The sequence below is a fragment of the Allobosea sp. genome (assembly GCF_051860145.1).
GTDB lineage: Bacteria > Pseudomonadota > Alphaproteobacteria > Rhizobiales > Beijerinckiaceae > Allobosea.
Map to the genome: position 1 here is coordinate 56,541 of NZ_JBHYEM010000003.1, position 16,709 is coordinate 73,249.

At 62.8% G+C, this 16,709-nt stretch carries 16 protein-coding genes; 2 read left to right on the top strand and 14 right to left on the bottom strand.

Going from position 1 to position 16,709, the window contains the following annotated elements:
- Positions 1-83: 83 nt before the first annotated feature.
- The 3 genes from ACTIF2_RS05935 to ACTIF2_RS05945 form a co-directional block, all read right to left on the bottom strand.
- Complete coding sequence (locus tag ACTIF2_RS05935; protein WP_439496121.1) at positions 84-548, bottom strand: DUF2285 domain-containing protein; 465 nt, start codon at positions 546-548, stop codon at positions 84-86.
- A gap of 73 nt (positions 549-621) precedes the next feature.
- Positions 622-846, bottom strand: coding sequence for a transcriptional regulator domain-containing protein (locus tag ACTIF2_RS05940; RefSeq protein ID WP_439496122.1), 225 nt, complete (start codon positions 844-846; stop codon positions 622-624).
- A 124-nt stretch (positions 847-970) separates the two neighbouring features.
- Positions 971-1,234 carry a DNA -binding domain-containing protein gene (locus ACTIF2_RS05945; protein WP_439496123.1) on the bottom strand — a complete coding sequence of 88 codons (264 nt, stop codon included), beginning with the start codon at positions 1,232-1,234 and terminating at the stop codon, positions 971-973.
- A 186-nt stretch (positions 1,235-1,420) separates the two neighbouring features.
- Between ACTIF2_RS05945 and ACTIF2_RS05950 the strand changes: the two genes are divergently transcribed.
- Positions 1,421-1,648: a helix-turn-helix domain-containing protein gene (locus ACTIF2_RS05950; protein WP_439496124.1), complete on the top strand. Its 228-nt coding sequence runs from the start codon at positions 1,421-1,423 to the stop codon at positions 1,646-1,648.
- Positions 1,649-1,864: 216 nt separating this feature from the next.
- Here the strand turns inward: ACTIF2_RS05950 and ACTIF2_RS05955 are convergent, their stop codons facing one another.
- From ACTIF2_RS05955 to ACTIF2_RS05965, 3 genes are all read right to left on the bottom strand, one after another.
- Positions 1,865-2,188 carry a DUF736 domain-containing protein gene (locus ACTIF2_RS05955; protein WP_439496125.1) on the bottom strand — a complete coding sequence of 108 codons (324 nt, stop codon included), beginning with the start codon at positions 2,186-2,188 and terminating at the stop codon, positions 1,865-1,867.
- Between the two features lie 585 nt (positions 2,189-2,773).
- On the bottom strand, positions 2,774-3,208 hold the full coding sequence (locus ACTIF2_RS05960; protein ID WP_439496126.1) for a hypothetical protein: 435 nt from the start codon (positions 3,206-3,208) through the stop codon (positions 2,774-2,776).
- A 148-nt stretch (positions 3,209-3,356) separates the two neighbouring features.
- The gene (locus ACTIF2_RS05965; protein WP_439496127.1) at positions 3,357-3,524 is read right to left on the bottom strand and encodes a hypothetical protein; all 168 of its coding nucleotides are present in this window, start codon (positions 3,522-3,524) and stop codon (positions 3,357-3,359) included.
- Between the two features lie 317 nt (positions 3,525-3,841).
- On the opposite strand from ACTIF2_RS05965, the gene ACTIF2_RS05970 reads away from it, so the two are divergent.
- Positions 3,842-4,051: a hypothetical protein gene (locus ACTIF2_RS05970; protein WP_439496128.1), complete on the top strand. Its 210-nt coding sequence runs from the start codon at positions 3,842-3,844 to the stop codon at positions 4,049-4,051.
- A gap of 74 nt (positions 4,052-4,125) precedes the next feature.
- Here the strand turns inward: ACTIF2_RS05970 and ACTIF2_RS05975 are convergent, their stop codons facing one another.
- From ACTIF2_RS05975 to ACTIF2_RS06010, 8 genes are all read right to left on the bottom strand, one after another.
- Complete coding sequence (locus tag ACTIF2_RS05975; RefSeq protein WP_439496129.1) at positions 4,126-5,055, bottom strand: DUF2493 domain-containing protein; 930 nt, start codon at positions 5,053-5,055, stop codon at positions 4,126-4,128.
- Positions 5,056-5,378: 323 nt separating this feature from the next.
- On the bottom strand, positions 5,379-6,437 hold the full coding sequence (locus tag ACTIF2_RS05980) for a DUF7146 domain-containing protein (protein WP_439496130.1): 1,059 nt from the start codon (positions 6,435-6,437) through the stop codon (positions 5,379-5,381).
- Positions 6,438-6,506: 69 nt separating this feature from the next.
- Positions 6,507-8,636 (bottom strand): ParB/RepB/Spo0J family partition protein, encoded by a 2,130-nt coding sequence (locus tag ACTIF2_RS05985; RefSeq protein ID WP_439496131.1) that lies wholly within the window; start codon positions 8,634-8,636, stop codon positions 6,507-6,509.
- A 148-nt stretch (positions 8,637-8,784) separates the two neighbouring features.
- Complete coding sequence (locus ACTIF2_RS05990; protein ID WP_439496132.1) at positions 8,785-9,996, bottom strand: DUF932 domain-containing protein; 1,212 nt, start codon at positions 9,994-9,996, stop codon at positions 8,785-8,787.
- A 230-nt stretch (positions 9,997-10,226) separates the two neighbouring features.
- Positions 10,227-11,420, bottom strand: coding sequence for a GIY-YIG nuclease family protein (locus ACTIF2_RS05995; protein WP_439496133.1), 1,194 nt, complete (start codon positions 11,418-11,420; stop codon positions 10,227-10,229).
- Positions 11,413-13,488, bottom strand: a complete 2,076-nt coding sequence (locus tag ACTIF2_RS06000) for a pseudomurein-binding repeat-containing protein (RefSeq protein WP_439496134.1) — start codon at positions 13,486-13,488, stop codon at positions 11,413-11,415. Before ACTIF2_RS06000 ends, ACTIF2_RS05995 begins: the two co-directional genes overlap by 8 nt.
- On the bottom strand, positions 13,485-16,247 hold the full coding sequence (locus tag ACTIF2_RS06005; protein ID WP_439496135.1) for a class I SAM-dependent DNA methyltransferase: 2,763 nt from the start codon (positions 16,245-16,247) through the stop codon (positions 13,485-13,487). Before ACTIF2_RS06005 ends, ACTIF2_RS06000 begins: the two co-directional genes overlap by 4 nt.
- On the bottom strand, positions 16,244-16,681 hold the full coding sequence (locus ACTIF2_RS06010) for a HigA family addiction module antitoxin (protein ID WP_439496136.1): 438 nt from the start codon (positions 16,679-16,681) through the stop codon (positions 16,244-16,246). Before ACTIF2_RS06010 ends, ACTIF2_RS06005 begins: the two co-directional genes overlap by 4 nt.
- Positions 16,682-16,709: the final 28 nt, after the last annotated feature.

Below are 16,709 nucleotides of genomic sequence, written 5' to 3' on the forward strand. Positions count from 1 at the left end.
ATCGGCATCCAGGTGGATGACGGAGTGAAACCCCCGCGAGTGCGTACCCCCTCGACAGGGGTCGAGGCGGGTTGGCGCGTAGGTCAGCGGCCGGCGAGCAAGCGGAGATAGCCGCCGCGCATCATTGTCTGGGCGTCCTTGACCAGGCGGATCGTCTGCGCGCGGATCGGCGACGTTTTCCATTCGGTGGCGGATTGGCCGGGCGTATCGAACAGGACGCCGGCGATCTCGCGATACGTGGCGCCTGAGGTTTGGCCATCGAGCGCGCGCACCATGCGCACCAGGCGCAGGCGGTGCCGCGGCGTAAGCGAGAGCGCGCGCGGTAGCGGACCGGCGGCGCGTCCGAAGAGACGGCGTTGGAATCGCAGCGCCGCTTCGGCGCGGATGTTGAAGCTGTCGTCGAGCGGCAGAAGCACGGCGAGCGGTTGAGTCGGGTTGATGGTGCCGACGACTAAGTGATGGTCACCGCCTGGGTCCGCCAGAACTATGGCGTCTTGGGTTTGCAGCGTCGCGTAGGCGAGGTCGAGATCTTCGAGGCGCCGCGCCATCCGAAAGACCGCTGGTGCGGCTTCAAGCAGCAGTACGCTGGCGACGAGTTCGGGTCGCCAAAAGATCGGAGTCTCATGAGCAGAGCGGTCGGGGTCGATCAGGAAATCGTAACCCCCATTGCGGGGTGGCGCTCCTCTGCGAGGCGCCTCGTCGACTTGTCAGTGTGCTGCGCAGGCGGTTGTAGTCACTGCGATAGTCGGGATTGCGGCGCAGAAATTCCCACGCGAACCCTTGCCGCTCCAGCCGGTTCAAAGCGCGTTCGGTTTGCTGCAATCGCCAATCGGGCGGCTCGGCCATACGCGTCTCCTCGTGCGCGCCTGAGTGGCTCCTCCGCGTGAAGAGTTACCGGCGAGGAGATTTGACGGAAGTCCCCGAAACTAAGCGGCGTGATGCGTGCCACAACCTCAAGGCGTGTCTTGATTTAGGACACTCGGGGGCGGAGGAGTTCGCGGTAGCCGGTGGTCGTCATCCAGCGGGCGCGGGCGAGATGGCTGTCATGAACCCTTCGCGCGCGGTCAGCATCTCGGCCAGGATCGAGTCCAAAAAGAATCTGCACGGCCTCGCGCCAGTCGGCGCCCTCCGCGGCGGCGTCGAGGAGCCGAATATAAAGAGCGAGGTGGCTTTCGTCGTAGCTCGTTACGCTGTCGCCGTCGGGCGGACGATCCTGAAAGGTGCTGACAGTCATGGACGCGCCCATCTTGTTTGGTTAACTGATCGTATTCGCATCGCAACTGCAAACCAGACCGATCGCTGAAATTTCCCGATGCGCTTGACGCATCGCGTCGGTCCCATTGCAGCATCGGGACAGGCCTGTATGGCCGTGTATTATAACACGTAGCGATATAATGCACGATTGCCTCCTATCCTGCGGATGGACATTCGCAGAATTTTTGGAGCCAACGTCAGGAGGTATCGCGTCGCGGCTGGTCTGAGTCAGGAGGCGGTCGCCGTGAAAATGGGTGTGGACCGCGCCTATGTGAGCGGCATGGAGCGGGGCCAGCAGAACGTCACGCTGTTGACGATGTGGCATTTGTCGGAAGCGTTGGGCGTGAGACCCGCCGATCTCCTGGATGAGACGGTTGAGGACGCTGAAGCCTGACTCTACGCGCGGCGCATGACAATCGGCGCTCTAGCTCGGCAACTTGATTGTCGGAGAGGCGCAAAGCCAACCAACCGTCGATCCGGAAAACCGACAAAGTGCAAAGCCGGAAGGCCAGCGCGTTCGGGCCAGCCTTCGAGGTGGTTGCGCGTGCGTGTATTGGCGGCGCCTTGAAGGACTGCCCCGCCCGAGGATCGGGCGGGGCGTCGCGGGCGGTTAGTCGGCGCGGCGGCCGTTGGGGCGGGACCAGATCAGGCTGTAGCCTTCGCCGTCCTCGTCGTCGAAGAGGTTGGCGTAGATCGGAGCGGTGAAGCTCGGATCGTCGAGCTTGAGGCCCAGGTAATCGCGGCCCTCGTTGGAGCGCTTGGCCCAGGCGGCGCCGATCTCGACGCGGCCCACGAAGACGCGGTGGCTGGGGGCGTTCTCGCCGGAGCGGTTGGCCTCGGGAACGATGCGGACGTTCTTCGCCTGGACGCTGAGGGTGACGATTTGGCCGGTGAACTCGTTGCCGGTCTTCTTGAAGGTGCCGATGGTCGCCATGGTAGTTCTCCTTGATCTCTGTTTCGAGCCCGCACCATGCGGCCTCGATGGCGATCGGTTGGCCGGAGGCGATCGGCGCCGCACCTGCTTGCAGGCCGAAGCGCAGCGGAGGATGGCAGCCAGGCGACTTTGTTGTTTCGCGAGGAATGCCGGCGCAGCCGGCAGGGGAAGAAAGTCGATCGGCGCCATTGCGGCATAGGCGGTCGAGGCGCGGCCGGCCTTCGGCCAGATCAGCCCATCGAAGAGGTCGCTTGGAGTGCTCGATTGGACAGAGGCGTATCAAGGAGAACGTGGCCGACCCGTCACCTTCCCCACTGGACCGGCATGTTCAGCACGGCATTCCGTACCCGCGTCCGGCCGATGAAAGGGGAGCGTCGCCCCGGCCGCGTAGACGAAAGACGTCTCACGGATTCACTATTGTGGAGTTGAGAGAGCAGCTTCGCCGCCTGGCTTGCGTTCCCGACCGGGCTTCGATGTGGGCTGCTCAAGTCTAGTCGAGAGGCGCCCTATCGCATCGTCTCGCCAACAACCGAATAGGGCAGCGTATGGCAAGCCTTGCTCGGCCGCCCCTTCGGTGCAGCGTGCTTAAGCGCGCGCGATTCCGCCTTGCCCCGAAGGCGTGGGCCCGGCCAATGTCGTCACGCGAACCAATGCCGTGACGCCGACTGCAATGGCGCCGACCACAGAGAAGATGACCTGCCACGTCTCGGACGGCATTGTGTGTTTCACTATGCCGTGGGTGGCGTGGTAGCCGGCGATTGCGGCCGGTGCGACGAAGGCGATGGCGATCACGAGCCTTAGCCAGAGCGGCTTCACGAACCCGAGCAGGAGCTGGCCAACGCCGAGAGTGACCAAGCCGGCGACAAACCCAACGGCAATAGCTCCCAGCCATCCCGCACCTGTGCCGTAAGCCCATGCGCCGACTGTGACGCCAGCGAACAAGGGCAGCGCATAGACCGCGAGATAGAAGAGCAGACAGCAGAAAACGCCGATCGCGGCGATGCTACCGATGAAGATCATGGCGGTGTGCTCCGTGAGATAAAGGTCTGACGGTCGCGCCTTCCACCACCACCACGGCGCGGCCATGAGTATAGCTGCAAACAGGCGCCAGCGGGAGCGGAAATCCCGCTGGCCTTCTGCGGTGCAGCTTGCGTGGCGATTCGCCCCTTCATGGTTGGAAGGGGTCGAATTCGTGGATCACGGCGCCGGGATCGCCGTCATATTCGGCGGCGAGCATGACGCCGTAGTTGCCACTGTCAGCATGAAAGATGACAACGCAGACCATGAGGGTGGTGGCGAGGTTCCAGCCGTTGGCGAATGCGAGGGCTTGAGACATTGATCCGGCTCCTGTGCTGAGGCGGGGACCATCCCCGCGCGACAGGCGCCCGATGTGTCCGGCCGAGGGCCGCAATCACCGCGCAGGCGAAGACCAAGCGGCGGCACGCTTCAGCGTAAGCCGACCCCTTGCGGGTTGATGGCGTCAGGCCTCTCGGGTGGACCAAGGATCAGCGCCAATAGACGCGGAGATGGCGCCCCGCCGGCAGGAGCCGCCACTCAAAGGCCGTCACCGACTATGCGTGAAACCTCGCTATCCTCACGGTGCGCTGACCGATCAGTTAAGGTGCGCTTACGAGTCGATATGATGGTTGAGGCATGGCGGAATTCACGGGTCGCGACCTGCATCTGCTGAAGAAGGCGCTCTCCATTGCGGTGCTGGCGATCGAGCGGCAGCCGGGGCCGCTTCAATCGTCGTCCGATCAGAGCGATATGAAGGCGCTGCTTGATGGCCTGATCGAGAACGATACGGAGTTGGCGCACTATGCGCGTGCAGCTCGGATCGCCGTGACGGGCGAACCCGACTGAAAGGCGGTTTTGCGGAAAGCTATTGATCCGCCTTTGCGGTTTCACGTCATTGCGCAGGAAGAGTAAGGCGGCGCTCACGCGCCGCCGAACTTCCAAACCGGGATGCCGAGCTTCTTCGCCTTGTCAGCGAGGTTGTCCTGGATGCCGGTGCCGGGAAAGTGCATCACTCCGATCGGCAGCACTTCGAGTATTGCGTCGTTGCGCTTGAACGGTGCGGCCTTGGCGTGCTTGGTCCAGTTCGGCTTGAAGGCGATCTGCGGGACCTTGCGGTTGTCGGCCCATTTGGCGGCGATCAGCTCGGCGCCCTTGGGCGAGCCGCCGTGCAGCAGCACCATGTCGGGATGCTTGGCGTGGACTTGATCAAGCTTCGCCCAGATCAGCCGGTGATCGTTGAAGTCGACGCCGCCGGTCAACGCCACCTTCGGTCCCGCGGGTAAGAGTACCTGGTTGTCGGCCCGCTTCTTCGCCGCTAGGAAATCGCGGCTGTCGATCATCGCTGAAGTCAGGTTGCGATGGTTGACCTTCGACCCGTTGCGCGGTCGCCAGGTTGAGCGGGTGTGGTGCTCGAATTGGTCGGCGGCTTGGTCGCGCATCAGTTCGAAGGCATTGCGGCGCTCGATCAGCGTCTGGCCTTCCGCCGTCAGGCGCTCCAGCTCGACGGATTTGACCTCGCTGCCGTCCTGTTCCCGTTGCGAGCGCTGCTGCGCAAGCTCGTTGTCGTCGAGTTCGCGTTCGATCCGCTCGATGGCCCGGTGGAAGACGTTCACCGTCGACCAGAGCAGGTCTTCGAGGTCGGGTTCGAGGCGAGTGTCGGCCAGCGCCACCACGAGGGCGTCGAAGATGTCGGAGATGCTGCCTACGAGGATGTTCGCTTCGGGAAGCGGCCTGGGGTCGGGTTCGTCGTTGAAGGGACGGTAGCCATAGAGCTGGAGCTCGTGGAGGACCTGGTCGGTCGGGGATGAGGTGTGGTGCGGCTCGAAATCGTCGTCGTGGTCGGTGGTCATCGCGGCTTTCCTTGTCGGATCGGCCGCGCCCATCGCGGCCTTCATGGCGACGAAGGCAGCGGGCGGAACGGACTTGCACCCGCAGCGCAGCGGAGGGCCGAAGCCTCGGCGAAGGACCGAAGGGGGCCGACTATTTTGTCTCGCGATGTAAAGGCGGCTCCGCCGCCGACGGAAAATAGTCGGCCCACAAGGTTGCCGGTCCGGGCCGCTTGCTGCCCGATCGCCCTCTCAGAAGGCCGTGGGCGTTATCCTCTCCGACGCCGAGGGAAAGCATGACCGCCGACCCTGGGGCGACGATGCTGCCGCACCCATCCCCGTTCCGGCTATGCCGCCAGTTCCATGAAGCGGGCAACATCCTGCGCCGCGATCTGCACCCGGCTTGCGGCCCGAAGCGCGCCGATCCCGAGCAGCCGGAGATCCTCGTTGAAGTCGCCGAGCCGTGGCGAGATCACGATCGGCTCGATCCCGGCCTCCTGCGCCCGCTCGATCAACGTCGCCATCGCGCCATTGCCGGCGGGATCGTCGTCGCGGGCGATGTAGAGTCGCCGCAGCATGTCCGGGAACAGGATGGCGGAGAGATGCGCCGCCGAGAGAGCTGCGACCATCGGCAGGGTCGGCAAGACGCATCGTAACGACAGCATCGTCTCGATTCCCTCACCGGCCGCCATCACTTCGCCCGCCACGCCAAATCGAACGGCGTGACCGAGAAGGTCGCCCATCGCCCGCCTCGGCGTGTCGATCGGCGCCTTGCCAAGCGTCGCCTCGGTGAAGCCGCCGGGATCGAGCCAGGTGCGATGCGCCCCGGTCAAATGACCCGCGAGATCGGTGACGGAAGCGATCATCGCCGGCCAGGTCTCGGTCGGGCTGTGCTCGTCCGGCCGGTAGTAGCAGCGCGGGTGGAAGCGCAGGCTTCCGGTTCCGTGCAAAACCGTAATGGCGCGATTGCGGAGATACGTTTCCACGAGAGTACGAGAAATCGGCTGCGACATGGCGAACAATCGCCGTGCCGCCTCTGGCGATCCGGTTGGAGCGCTTGGTGCGTGCGATCTGGGACGATCCGGCTCCGGCTCGGGATGCGGCAGACTGAGGAATAAACGCGCCTCATCGGCGACGTCCTTGAAGTCGATCAGGCCGCAGCTTTCGCGGATCACGTCGAGCAGATCGCCATGCTCGCCGGTGGCCGCGTCGGTCCATTTGCCCGCAGCGCCCTTGCCGGATTCGGCCCCCTTTAGTCGGACGAACATGGACCGCCCCGGCGTGTTGCGGGCATCGCCGACCAGCCAGTAACGGCCTTCGCGGCGGCCGTTCGAAAGATAGTGGCGGCACACCGCCTCGGCCTGCCGACCGAGACGCTGGGCCAAGTCGGATGCTTTGTCCGGCATCGTGTCCTCCGGAACGAAAAAGGACCCGCCATCGCTGGCGGGCCCCTGACGGTGCGGTTGGCTCCTTCGTTACTCGGCCGCGGTCGCGTGGGGTTCGAGCGCGACCGATTCATCCTCGGTCACTTCCTCGTCTTCCACCACGGCCGTTTCGCCGCCGTCCGCCGCCGTTTCTTCGCCGTCCGCATCGGCGCCCGCTTCGGCGGGATCGGCGGTGTCGGACTCAACGGCCTTCAGCGTAGTGCGGCCAGGCGTGCGCAGCGGCTCTGGGAGCCATCCGGACCCGGCCAACAGCTCTTCCGCTTGCCCCGCCATCTCGCCTTTCTTCAGGTGCTCGATGCGGTCGCCCGCACGCGCACCCTTCGCATCCCGCACCGCTGCGAGGATGCGAGCCTTGGTCACGCGGCCGAGATAGTTCTCGATGGTCGGCGTCCAACCGGCGGCGATCATGTCGAGATCGACGGCCTGGGCCACGCGGTCCGCATGGGCCAGGGCGCGAGGCTTGCGGTTGTGAGCCTCATAGATGGCGTTGACGGACAACGACACACAGTGCGCGAACAGCGCCTGGCGGCTGTCGGTGTCGAACGACATGAGCCCGTCCCAGAGGTCGGCCGGCTCCTTGGGCAGGGAAGAGAGCCAAGCCTGATGCCGGGCGTCGAAAGCGACGGCAAGTGCGCTGTCCGCGAGGCCCGGCGCCTGAGCGCCAAATCCCGCACTCTTCACGTCGAGCTCCAGACAGGTGTCCTGCGCATAGCGGTAGAACACCCTAAGGCACAGGGCGTGAAGCGCCGCGACGAAGGCGACGTGAGGATTCTCGCCCAGGGCGTGGCGAAGGGCCAGAGTCCGGTGGGCGGTCAACTCGGTCATCAGCCGGTCGGGGATCGGCTTGATGCCGTCGTCTTCCTCGGGCTCACCGGCGGGAGGCGCCCCACCTTCCGCCGCGCCCGCATCGTCATCCTCGGCTTGCGTTGCGATCGCAGCCTCGTCGGCCGGATCGGTCTCGCCGTCGGCCTCGGGAGCGCTCGGAAGTTCGTCCTCGGGGCGGACATAGCCGCGCTCGATGCGCAGGGCGCCCGAGCCGTCGATGCTGACGAAGGCGCCAGCGCGTGCGACCTCTTCGGGATCGAAGACCTGCGGGCGATCATCGAATTCAGCAAGCGCCGTCTCGATTTCGCCGAGCCGTTCATCGACTTCGTCGGGCAGTTCGCCGGCTTCGGCGTAGGTCTCCTCCAGACCGTCCATCTCGGCCTGCAACGCATCACGCGTCGCCCGCTCCTCGTCGGTGAGCGGAAGCTGCTCGCCGCGCAGTTGCCGGAGGCCATAGGTGTGGCCGTAGGCGAAGTCGGGCGCGACATCGATCCACTTCCAGCCTTCGGCGCGGATCGCCTCGGACTGCTCCCGCAGCTTCTCGGCCACCTGCATGTCGAGGAGACCCACATCCTGCAGCCAGCCGCCGTCGTCGCCCTGGAACAGGTCGCGCAGTATCACGCCGCCCGCCTCGGTGTAGGCGGCGAGGCCGATGAATTGCGCGCGCTTGTCAGACGCCCGCACGGCGCCCTCGGTGAGCATCCGGCGGATGACATGCGGCTCCTTGGAGTAGGACTGACTCAGGCGCTCGAACACCTGCTCCTGACGCTCATGATCGCCGTTGACGGTGAACGCCATGAGCTGGTCGAGGGTCATGCCGTCATCGGCATAGATGTCGAGCAGCTTGGGCGAGACGGATGCAAGGCGGAGGCGCTGCTTGACGACCGACACCGCGACGAAGAAGGCCGCGGCGATGTCCTCCTCGGACTGGCCCTTCTCGCGCAGCGCCAGGAAGGCCCGGAACTGATCGAGCGGATGCAGCGGCGCACGCTGGACGTTCTCGGCGAGACTGTCTTCCTCGGGAATGCCGTCCTCGCGCACGACGCAGGGCACGGGCGCGGTCTTGGCCAAGCGCTTCTGCTTGACCAGAAGTTCGAGCGCGCGGAAGCGGCGACCGCCGGCCGGAACCTCGAACATGCCGGTCTCGACGCCTTCGACGTCGCGAACCGGCCGCACGGTGATGCTCTGCAGGAGCGTGCGCCGGGCGATGTCCTCGGCCAACTCGTCGATCGAGACGCCGGCCTTGATCCGCCGGACATTGGACTGGCTCAGCAGCAGCTTGTTGAACGGGATGTCCCGCGATGAGGACAGGACGATCTTCTGAACTCGGGTCATGGTCATTCTCCATGACGGGCGGCCGTGAGACTCTCTCTCGACCCTCAACCCGTCACGAAGCGAGCGCAGCCCTCTTCCTCTAGGAGGCTGGGGCTGCGCGGAATCGTAAAGGCGTGGAGCCGTGGACCCGGCTCCACGCCTCCCGGTATTACTGGACGCTGGAAAGGAGTTTCGCGGCCTTACCCTCCAGCTCCAGCCGCGCATCCTGATGCGGCTTGGTTCGGGCGAGCGCCGTGATCCCCTGGACGAAATCGAAGATCGACTCCGGCGGGCGGCCTTCTTCCTCCAGCACGGTGGCGATGATCTTCTCGGTCTCGGGACGCGAGAAACCGCGCCTGCGCAAGAAGCTCTCGCGATCCTCATCCTTGCGGGCCACGATCTGCTCGCGAGCGGCTCTGATCCCCGCCAGAAACGGCGCGGGCGACGACGTGGCGAAGCGTTCCAGCGCCGGCGCCGCCTGGTGCGCGAAACGGTGGCTGGCGAACTTGCTGTGGCGGATCGAGATCTCCTCGAAGCCCTCGGCGCCCCAGATATTGCGATTCATGCAAACGGCACGGAGATAGAAGGACGCCATGCCCAGCGTCTTGGAGCCCACCTCGCTGTTCCAGCAATAGAAGCCGCGGAAGTAGAGGTCGGGATCGCCGTTGGGGAGGCGGCCGGCCTCGATCGGATGGGCGTCGTCGACCAGGAAGAGGAAGACATCGCGATCGGAGGCGTAGAGGGTGGTCGTATCCTTGGTCACTTCGACGAACGGATTGTGCGTCATGGTCGACCAGTCGAGCAGGCCCGGTACCTTCCAGCGCGTATCGCCCGTGCCCTCGCCGGCGATCTTCATGACCGCCGCGACCAGCTCATGGTCCCAGATGCGGCCATAGTCTGGGCCGGTGACGGCGCGCAGTTCGATGCGCCCGTCATCCGCCTCCAGCGTCTTCACCAGCTCGGCGCGGTGCGAGAGCAGCCCGTGCTGCATGTTGATGCCAGCCAGCGGCGCGGGGAGCTGCCGCATGTAGCCGGCGGGCGCGCCGACCAGGCTACACATCTGGCCGAATGACCAGTGCGTTGGAGCGATGGGCTCCTCGCGACCGGGCACGATCAGGGCCAGGCGTTCGGCGTTATCACGACTCGCCTCGACACGAAGGGTCCGGGTCTCGACGGTGCGGGCGGTGGCGCGGTCGGCGCGTGCGCGAACGGCGGCGTAGAGGGCGCTAAGCGACAGATAGCGCTCGTCGTCTGGCCGCGAGAACCATTCGGACGACACCCGCCCGATCCGTTCGCCGCGCGAGATGTCGACTTTATAGCCGGCTGAAACCGGCGGTGGACCGAGGATGTCCCGATCGGTGATAGTGCTTATCTGGGTCATGGCGGAATCTCCATGACGGGCCGGCCGGGAGCCTCTCTCTCGACCCTCAACCCGTCACGGCGACAGCCGCAGCCCTCTTCCTCTAGCGAGGCTGGACTAAAGAAGTAGAGGCACCAGACCCGCTCTATGCCTTCGCGTAAATCATCGGACGCTGGAAGCCTTGCCCTTCAAACCCGCGTGCGGGCTGACCGTTTGCGATCGCATGGAGCGCAAGGGAATGGCAACGACCCTTAGCGGACTTCGCGCGTGAGCGAGGCGGTCTTCGGATCATAGATGTAGCCGGTGATCGTTCCGTCCCTGATTTTCTCGATGGCTTGATCGACCACGAAGAGCGGAACGAGGAACCACTCGCGCGGGATGACTGGCTGGCCAAAACGGTCCTTGATCTCGATGTCGAGGCGGGCGGTGCCGAAGATCCGATGGATCAGGTTCTCCAGCCGGGTGCGGTTGATGTTGAACAGCTCGTAGGTGGCAACTACCTCGACATCGGCCATGAGGAAGGTCGGGTCGAGCTTTGCGTTGGCGAGACGGCGCGCAATGTCGCCGCCGGTCACGCCGATCTTGTGCAGAACGTCACGGTGGGCTGCGACGACGGGATGATCGGATTTGCTGCGCAGCACATAGACAATGCCGCTGGCCTCATCTCCGTCTTCGTTCTGATCGGTGAAGAGCGGACCTGCCGAAGGCTCGATGATCCGTCGGCCGGCGTCGTCCTGTTGCAGGGCCTTCTGAAGCGACCGCATGAGCAAATTGCTCTCGGTCCCGTTGTCGAAGATCACGCGAAGCCGGGCGTCGATGTTGCCATGCTCGTTGGTGGCAGGTTGCTCCATCGTCGCGACATAGGCTTTCTGACCGCCAAGAATATAGAATCGGCCGGGCGCGATCTCGGACTTTCGCTCGAAGCGCCGAGTCTGCCGCAGGCCAGCGCTGAGCTCCTTTTGCACCTGCTCGAACAGCGGCTTAAAGGTCTCAAAGTCCTCGCATGTCTGGCGATTGGCGATTTCCTCGGCCGCGCGTTTCTCCGCAGCCGACCGGACATGCCGGAGTTCCGTGATGTCGCTCGGCTCGGCGTCTACCCCGAGTTGCGTCAGAAGCTCATCATCGTCGAGTTCGTCGGGCACATTGCCTACGGCAGGCTCCGCGCTGGCCAGAATCCCTTGGTGATCGAAGGTAGCGAGCAAGCTGCGGCAATCGGCCAACTCGCGCAGGCGATCGAGGCGCACGGCATAAAGGCGCTCGAAGATGTCACGGTCCTCGCCGTGATGCGGAGGGCGGCCGTGCTTCTCGACGAAACGCTGAATCTCCTCGAAGCCGGCCACGACGCGCTCTTCGCGCGGCATCCGGCTCGACTCCTTCTTCGTCTCGACCTCGACGCCAAGCTCTTCGAGAAGCGCGTCATCCTCGTCGGTGAAGCCCTTAGCCACGCGCGGCCTCCGCCTTCATGCGTTGAAGGAAGGCCACGCCTTCGGCCATGCGCTTTTCCCAAGCGTCTGGCGAGGTGATCGAGGGGAGTCGGCCGCGCTCCTGTTTGAACTTCAAGGCCCGCTTGGCAAGCTCGCGCGCCTCCTCGATCGTCAACGTGGCACGCTTGGCCCCGATCACGGCCGCAACCTGCTTCAGGCTCTCCTCGCTCATGGTCTTGGCGAGGATGGCATAGGCTTCGCCGAAGGGGTTGATGCGGTCGATCAGGTCAATGTCCAGCTCGCGCACGTCCATTGCGAATTTGCGAACACCCTCGATGAAGGCCGTGTTCGGGCTCTTGTCGCCATCACCATCGGTTCCGCCCAAGGCGACTTCCTTGGCCTTCTGCGTGAGGTTCAGAGCGGCGACGGCGTGCTGACGCACGGCCTCCTGGTCCTCCTCGTCCAGCTCGGGAAATTTGTCCTTGATAATCTTGCCCATGCGAAGCTGGGTCAGCTCTTCTGCCAAGGTCTCGCCACCAGCGTGTTCGCCATCAAACAGGCCGCGCGTGATCGTCGCCTTGTCCTGCACGAAGGCGGCGATGACCTCGTTCAAGTCCTGCTGGCAGATGCGCTGCGCCTCCTCGCTCTTCGGCGCTACGAGACCCTTGATCTCGATCTGGAACTGCCCCGTCTCCTCGTTGAAGCCGACATTGGTCTTGTTGGGATCATAGCCGTCTTCGCCATAGTCGAAGCCGGGCGTCGGTCCGTTTTGCGGGTTCTTGGGCTTGAACTCGAAGCGTGGCGCCAGCACCTGCTCCATGAGCAGGCTCGCCGCGATGGCCTTCAGCGTATCGTTCACCGCTTCGGTGACGGCTTCCTCGGAGGCGTCGGGTTCGGCGATCAGGTTGGTGAAGCGCGCGCGAGTCTTGCCCGGCGCATCGCGCGTGGCGCGACCGATGATCTGCACGATCTCGGTGAGGCTCGACCGATAGCCGACCGTCAGCGCGTGCTCGCACCAAATCCAGTCGAAGCCTTCCTTCGCCATGCCGAGAGCGATGATGATGTCCACGTGGTCGCGGTTGTTTTTCTGCGCCGGGTCTTTCAGCGCGGCCGCAACTCGGTCGCGCTTGGCCGCGTCGTCATCAACCAGGTCGGCAATTCGAAGGACAAGGCCTTCCGCCGTCTTGACCAGTTGGAAGCCGGTGGCGGGGTCTGCCCCCTGCCATTCGCCCAACTCCTCGATGATGTGCTCGACCTCCCTGATCTTGTCCTTTGTGCTCTCTCGTGAATTGACGCTCGGAATGTGGATGATCGTCTTCTCGGCTGGGTCAAGTACGTTGAGGATGTCGTCGGCGTAGGAACCCGAATAGAAGAAATAGCCGATGTCGAGCTGCTTCAAATATTCGTAGCCATTGAGCTGCTCGTAGTAGGTGTAGGTGACGGTATCGAACTTCGACTCGTCCTGCGGAGCGAGCACGGCTTCGGCATCGCCCCGGAAATAGGAACCGGTCATAGCCAGGACATGCACGCGATCGCGGGCGATGAACTGGCCGAGATGCAGACCGAGCTTGTTGTCCGGGTTGGCGGATACGTGGTGGAACTCGTCAACGGCGATCAGCCGGTCGTCGAAAAGTTCCAGGCCGAACCTGTCTACGGCGAAGCGGAAGGTGGCATGGGTGCAGACCAGCACCTTGTCTTCGCTGGCGAGGAATGCGCCGACCGAATTGACCTTGCCGCCATCTTCGCCGGGCGCGTTGCAGAGGTTCCATTTCGGTGTGACGGTCCAGTCGGCCCAGAAGCCGAACTTGGTCAGCGGCTCGTCGTTGAAACTCGCGCCGATGGATTTCTCCGGCACGACGATGATCGCCTGCTTGAGGCCCTGATTGTGGAGCTTGTCGAGGGCGATGAACATGAGTGCGCGGCTCTTGCCCGAGGCCGGCGGGGACTTGATGAGAAGATACTGCTCGCCCCGCTTCTCATAGGCGCGCTCTTGCATCGGCCGCATGCCGAGGGAGTTGGCCTTGGTCGAGTTGCCGTTGCGGGCATAGGAGACCGAGACGGATGGAACCATTTTCTTTTCGTCGGTCATGCGCGTGCCTCCGCCTTGCGTTTCTTCGCCGCGCCCGGTGACAGGACCATTTTGGTGTACAGCTCGAACAGTTTTTCCAGCCGCTCGGTGTCGTTGCGGAACCGCCGGCCGACATAGATGCGCTCGAGCACCTCGTCATTGCGCTCGTGCGCTTCACGCAGATCCGCGGGCATCTTTTCAGGGTCGTAGAGATCGGCGATCGTCGCGGGAAAATGCGCTTCGCGCGCCAACAGAATGTCCTCGGCGCAGCGAGTCAGATCGGCCCTGTTCTTCTCTGTAAGACTAGGAAGAGGAAAGGTATTCCAACCGAGCGTAGAAGAGTACCGGAGCCTACTTTCCAGTCTACCGCAAACAGTTGCTATCCACGACAGATGCAGTTTGGAAAGGACAATTGCAATCTCCCATAAGTGCGGGTCATAGATGGCAAAAGCCAGGTCCGATATTACAGTTTCGTTGCTAAATATATCGGCTGGAATGTATTCTCTGTTTTCAGAAGAGGTTTTTGCTACTGCAATAGATGTAATTTCTTTATGAGCGCGTTGGGCGAATTTGTGAGGGATCGCAGCATACGCATTGGTTGTCTTAGCAGACGAATTCTTTCTAAAGGACCGTACGTCGTCGATCCGGTGGGCAACAGCAGGGATTGTCATCGCCAGAGACAGAAGATCATCCTCTATCCAAAGACACCTGCGGTTTCTGTGATGCACCAACTCCTGGGAGCCTACTAGTCCACGAAAAAACGCTCGTGCTGAAGGATTATGGAGGACAAACTCATTTGCCTCGTCATACGTGAGGATTAGGTTGCCGCCGTCCCGAGCCATGCTGCCCGAAACCATTGGGTCTAGCTCGAGAGACAATGGCTTACTTCGCGCCTCCACATAAACTTCTGGTCCGGAGATGAGATATGGGGAAATCGATTCCACCTCCCTCTTTATCTCCCCTTCATACAATTCGCATCGACCTGGCTTAGACAGGCCCACGCCAATGATTACGCATTGTACAATGGCGTTGTTTGAAGCGTTGTTTCTCCACTTGAAGCCTCGGTGCGCAAAAATGATATGACAACCAGCGTCATAGAGTCGGGACCACAGATGGGCGACTTGCTCGCCTTCACTAACCGAACTGGTGGATACAAATGCAAAAGTTGCATCGCAATACTTTGCGAATTCCGATGCTTTCAAATACCAGGCGGTGACATAATCGCAGTCTTTAAAGTCATTCCCGCCTCCAAAAACGAAAGCCATATCTTCTTTTTGTGCCTTATTTTGCTTTCTGGCACCCTTAAACTGCGGGTTGCCGCAGATATACGTTTCGCCGCCCTCGTTCTCAAAATCGATCTGAGCCTGGTCAAGCGGCGAATGAAATAGGTCTTCTGCTTGATGTTTCACTCCGGTCCCTGTAGGCGGGCAAATGCTCAACCAGTCGAGACGCAGGGCATTGCCGCAAGTGATCCAGTTTTCGGCGTCCAGCGGCAGGAAATCCCGTAGGGCCTCCTTCTGGCCGCGATAGAGTACGTCGCCCTGGTATTCGGCGATGATGAGGGCGAGGCGCGCGATCTCCGCTGGAAAGTCACGCAGCTCGATCCCACGGAAGTTGGTCAGGGGGATTTCGCTTCGCCGATCCAGCTCACCGCGCCGCCGATTGATCTCGGCTTCGATCTCCCGCATCTGCTTGTAGGCGATGACCAGAAAGTTGCCGGAGCCGCAGGCCGGATCGAAGACCCTAATCCGCGACATTCGCTTGCGCAGGTTCAGCAGCATCCGAGGATTGTCGTCGGCCTCATCGAGCCGAGCGCGCAGGTCGTCGAGGAACAGAGGATTGAGGACCTTCAAGATGTTCGGGACGCTCGTGTAGTGCATCCCGAGCGCGCCGCGTTCCTCGTCCTCTGCCACGGCCTGAATCATCGACCCGAAGATGTCGGGATTGATCTTGGTCCAATCGAGATTGCCGATATGGAGAAGGTAGGCGCGCGCGATGCGGCTGAAGCGTGGCACCTCCATGCTGCCGGAGAAGAGACCGCCGTTTACATAGGGGAACTGGTCGGCCCACCGGGGGATCCCGGCCGCCGCGCGATCCGGCCCTTTTATGTTCATGGCGACGAATATCGTACCAATCACCTCGTGAGTGTTGGACGAGTCCTTGGCGCTCATTTGCTCGATGGTGGAGGTGAAGCGCCGCGTACCCCCGAAGATGTCGGTATCTTCGGCGAAGAAGCAGAAGATCAGTCGCGCCATAAAGTGATTCATGTCGGGGCGGCGCTCGGCTGTGCCCCACGCGGGATTGTCCTTCAGCAGTTCGACATAGAGCCTGTTGAGACGACTGGTGGCCCTGATGTCGAAAGAGCTGTCGCGGACCTGCTTGACGGTCGTGATGCCGGCGAGCGGCAGGAAGAAACCGAAATGATCCGGGAAGTTGGCATAGGCACAGGCGACAGTCTCGCCGCTTGCCAGATCCTCGGCTTCGAAGGTGTCCCCATCGGTCGCCAGAACGAACTTTGCCTTGGCTCTCGCGGTCGCCGGGCTGGCCTTCAACGCGGCTAGCGTCTTCGTGACGTCGCCGGGAGCAGCGACGATGATGTGGATGTTGTTGGTCTGAAGGATGCCGCCCAGGTCGGACTTGTTTGACTCGCCCTTGCGCAGCCGCTTGATTGTCGTTTCCTTGTTGCCGAAGGCTTGAAGGAACGCGAACGGAAACTGCTCGGAGTCGAACGGCTGCTCGGCGAGGATGGATATGGCCTCCTCGATCTCAACGGCGTTCATGCTTCCCCTTGCCTTTCCGCGGGCGCCTGCGTTGTAGCTTGGAAAGGCTCAACTTTGATCTTTTTGACCCGGCGCATGACCCCGGCCAATTCATAGTCGAGTTGACGGATCAACCATTCACGGGCTGGCGTACCGAACGCTTTTTCCAGCCGAACAGCCATCTCGGGCGAGATGCCGGATCGGGCGTTCAGCAAGTTGCTGAGGGTTTGCCGATCGACGCCGAGGATTCGCGCCGCGTCGGTCACATTCAATCCGTTCTTTTCAATGCAGTCTCGCCGGATGGTCGTTCCTGGGTGCATAGCCTGTCGAATCGTACTGCTCATCGCCTGTTCGAGGGTATGGTGATAATCGACACTCGACAAGCGGGCAGGCGGGGGCACGCGCGCCGACCCGTCGCTGCCTGGATCGCGGCCCTTGACAAACGATAGCGCCATCACCATTCTCACTGCGCATAGTGAGGAT

What these genes read in the sequence shown, in the direction of transcription:
- ACTIF2_RS06005 (WP_439496135.1), bottom strand. Translation starts at nt 16,247, where the DNA reads ATGAACGCCGTTGAGATCGAGGAGGCCATATCCATCCTCGCCGAGCAG.
- ACTIF2_RS05960 (WP_439496126.1), bottom strand. Translation starts at nt 3,208, where the DNA reads ATGATCTTCATCGGTAGCATCGCCGCGATCGGCGTTTTCTGCTGTCTG.
- ACTIF2_RS05935 (WP_439496121.1), bottom strand. Translation starts at nt 548, where the DNA reads ATGGCGCGGCGCCTCGAAGATCTCGACCTCGCCTACGCGACGCTGCAA.
- ACTIF2_RS05985 (WP_439496131.1), bottom strand. Translation starts at nt 8,636, where the DNA reads ATGACCCGAGTTCAGAAGATCGTCCTGTCCTCATCGCGGGACATCCCG.
- ACTIF2_RS05965 (WP_439496127.1), bottom strand. Translation starts at nt 3,524, where the DNA reads ATGTCTCAAGCCCTCGCATTCGCCAACGGCTGGAACCTCGCCACCACC.
- ACTIF2_RS06000 (WP_439496134.1), bottom strand. Translation starts at nt 13,488, where the DNA reads ATGACCGACGAAAAGAAAATGGTTCCATCCGTCTCGGTCTCCTATGCC.
- ACTIF2_RS05950 (WP_439496124.1), top strand. Translation starts at nt 1,421, where the DNA reads ATGGACATTCGCAGAATTTTTGGAGCCAACGTCAGGAGGTATCGCGTC.
- ACTIF2_RS05975 (WP_439496129.1), bottom strand. Translation starts at nt 5,055, where the DNA reads ATGACCACCGACCACGACGACGATTTCGAGCCGCACCACACCTCATCC.
- ACTIF2_RS05940 (WP_439496122.1), bottom strand. Translation starts at nt 846, where the DNA reads ATGGCCGAGCCGCCCGATTGGCGATTGCAGCAAACCGAACGCGCTTTG.
- ACTIF2_RS06010 (WP_439496136.1), bottom strand. Translation starts at nt 16,681, where the DNA reads ATGGCGCTATCGTTTGTCAAGGGCCGCGATCCAGGCAGCGACGGGTCG.
- ACTIF2_RS05955 (WP_439496125.1), bottom strand. Translation starts at nt 2,188, where the DNA reads ATGGCGACCATCGGCACCTTCAAGAAGACCGGCAACGAGTTCACCGGC.
- ACTIF2_RS05980 (WP_439496130.1), bottom strand. Translation starts at nt 6,437, where the DNA reads ATGCCGGACAAAGCATCCGACTTGGCCCAGCGTCTCGGTCGGCAGGCC.
- ACTIF2_RS05990 (WP_439496132.1), bottom strand. Translation starts at nt 9,996, where the DNA reads ATGACCCAGATAAGCACTATCACCGATCGGGACATCCTCGGTCCACCG.
- ACTIF2_RS05970 (WP_439496128.1), top strand. Translation starts at nt 3,842, where the DNA reads ATGGCGGAATTCACGGGTCGCGACCTGCATCTGCTGAAGAAGGCGCTC.
- ACTIF2_RS05945 (WP_439496123.1), bottom strand. Translation starts at nt 1,234, where the DNA reads ATGACTGTCAGCACCTTTCAGGATCGTCCGCCCGACGGCGACAGCGTA.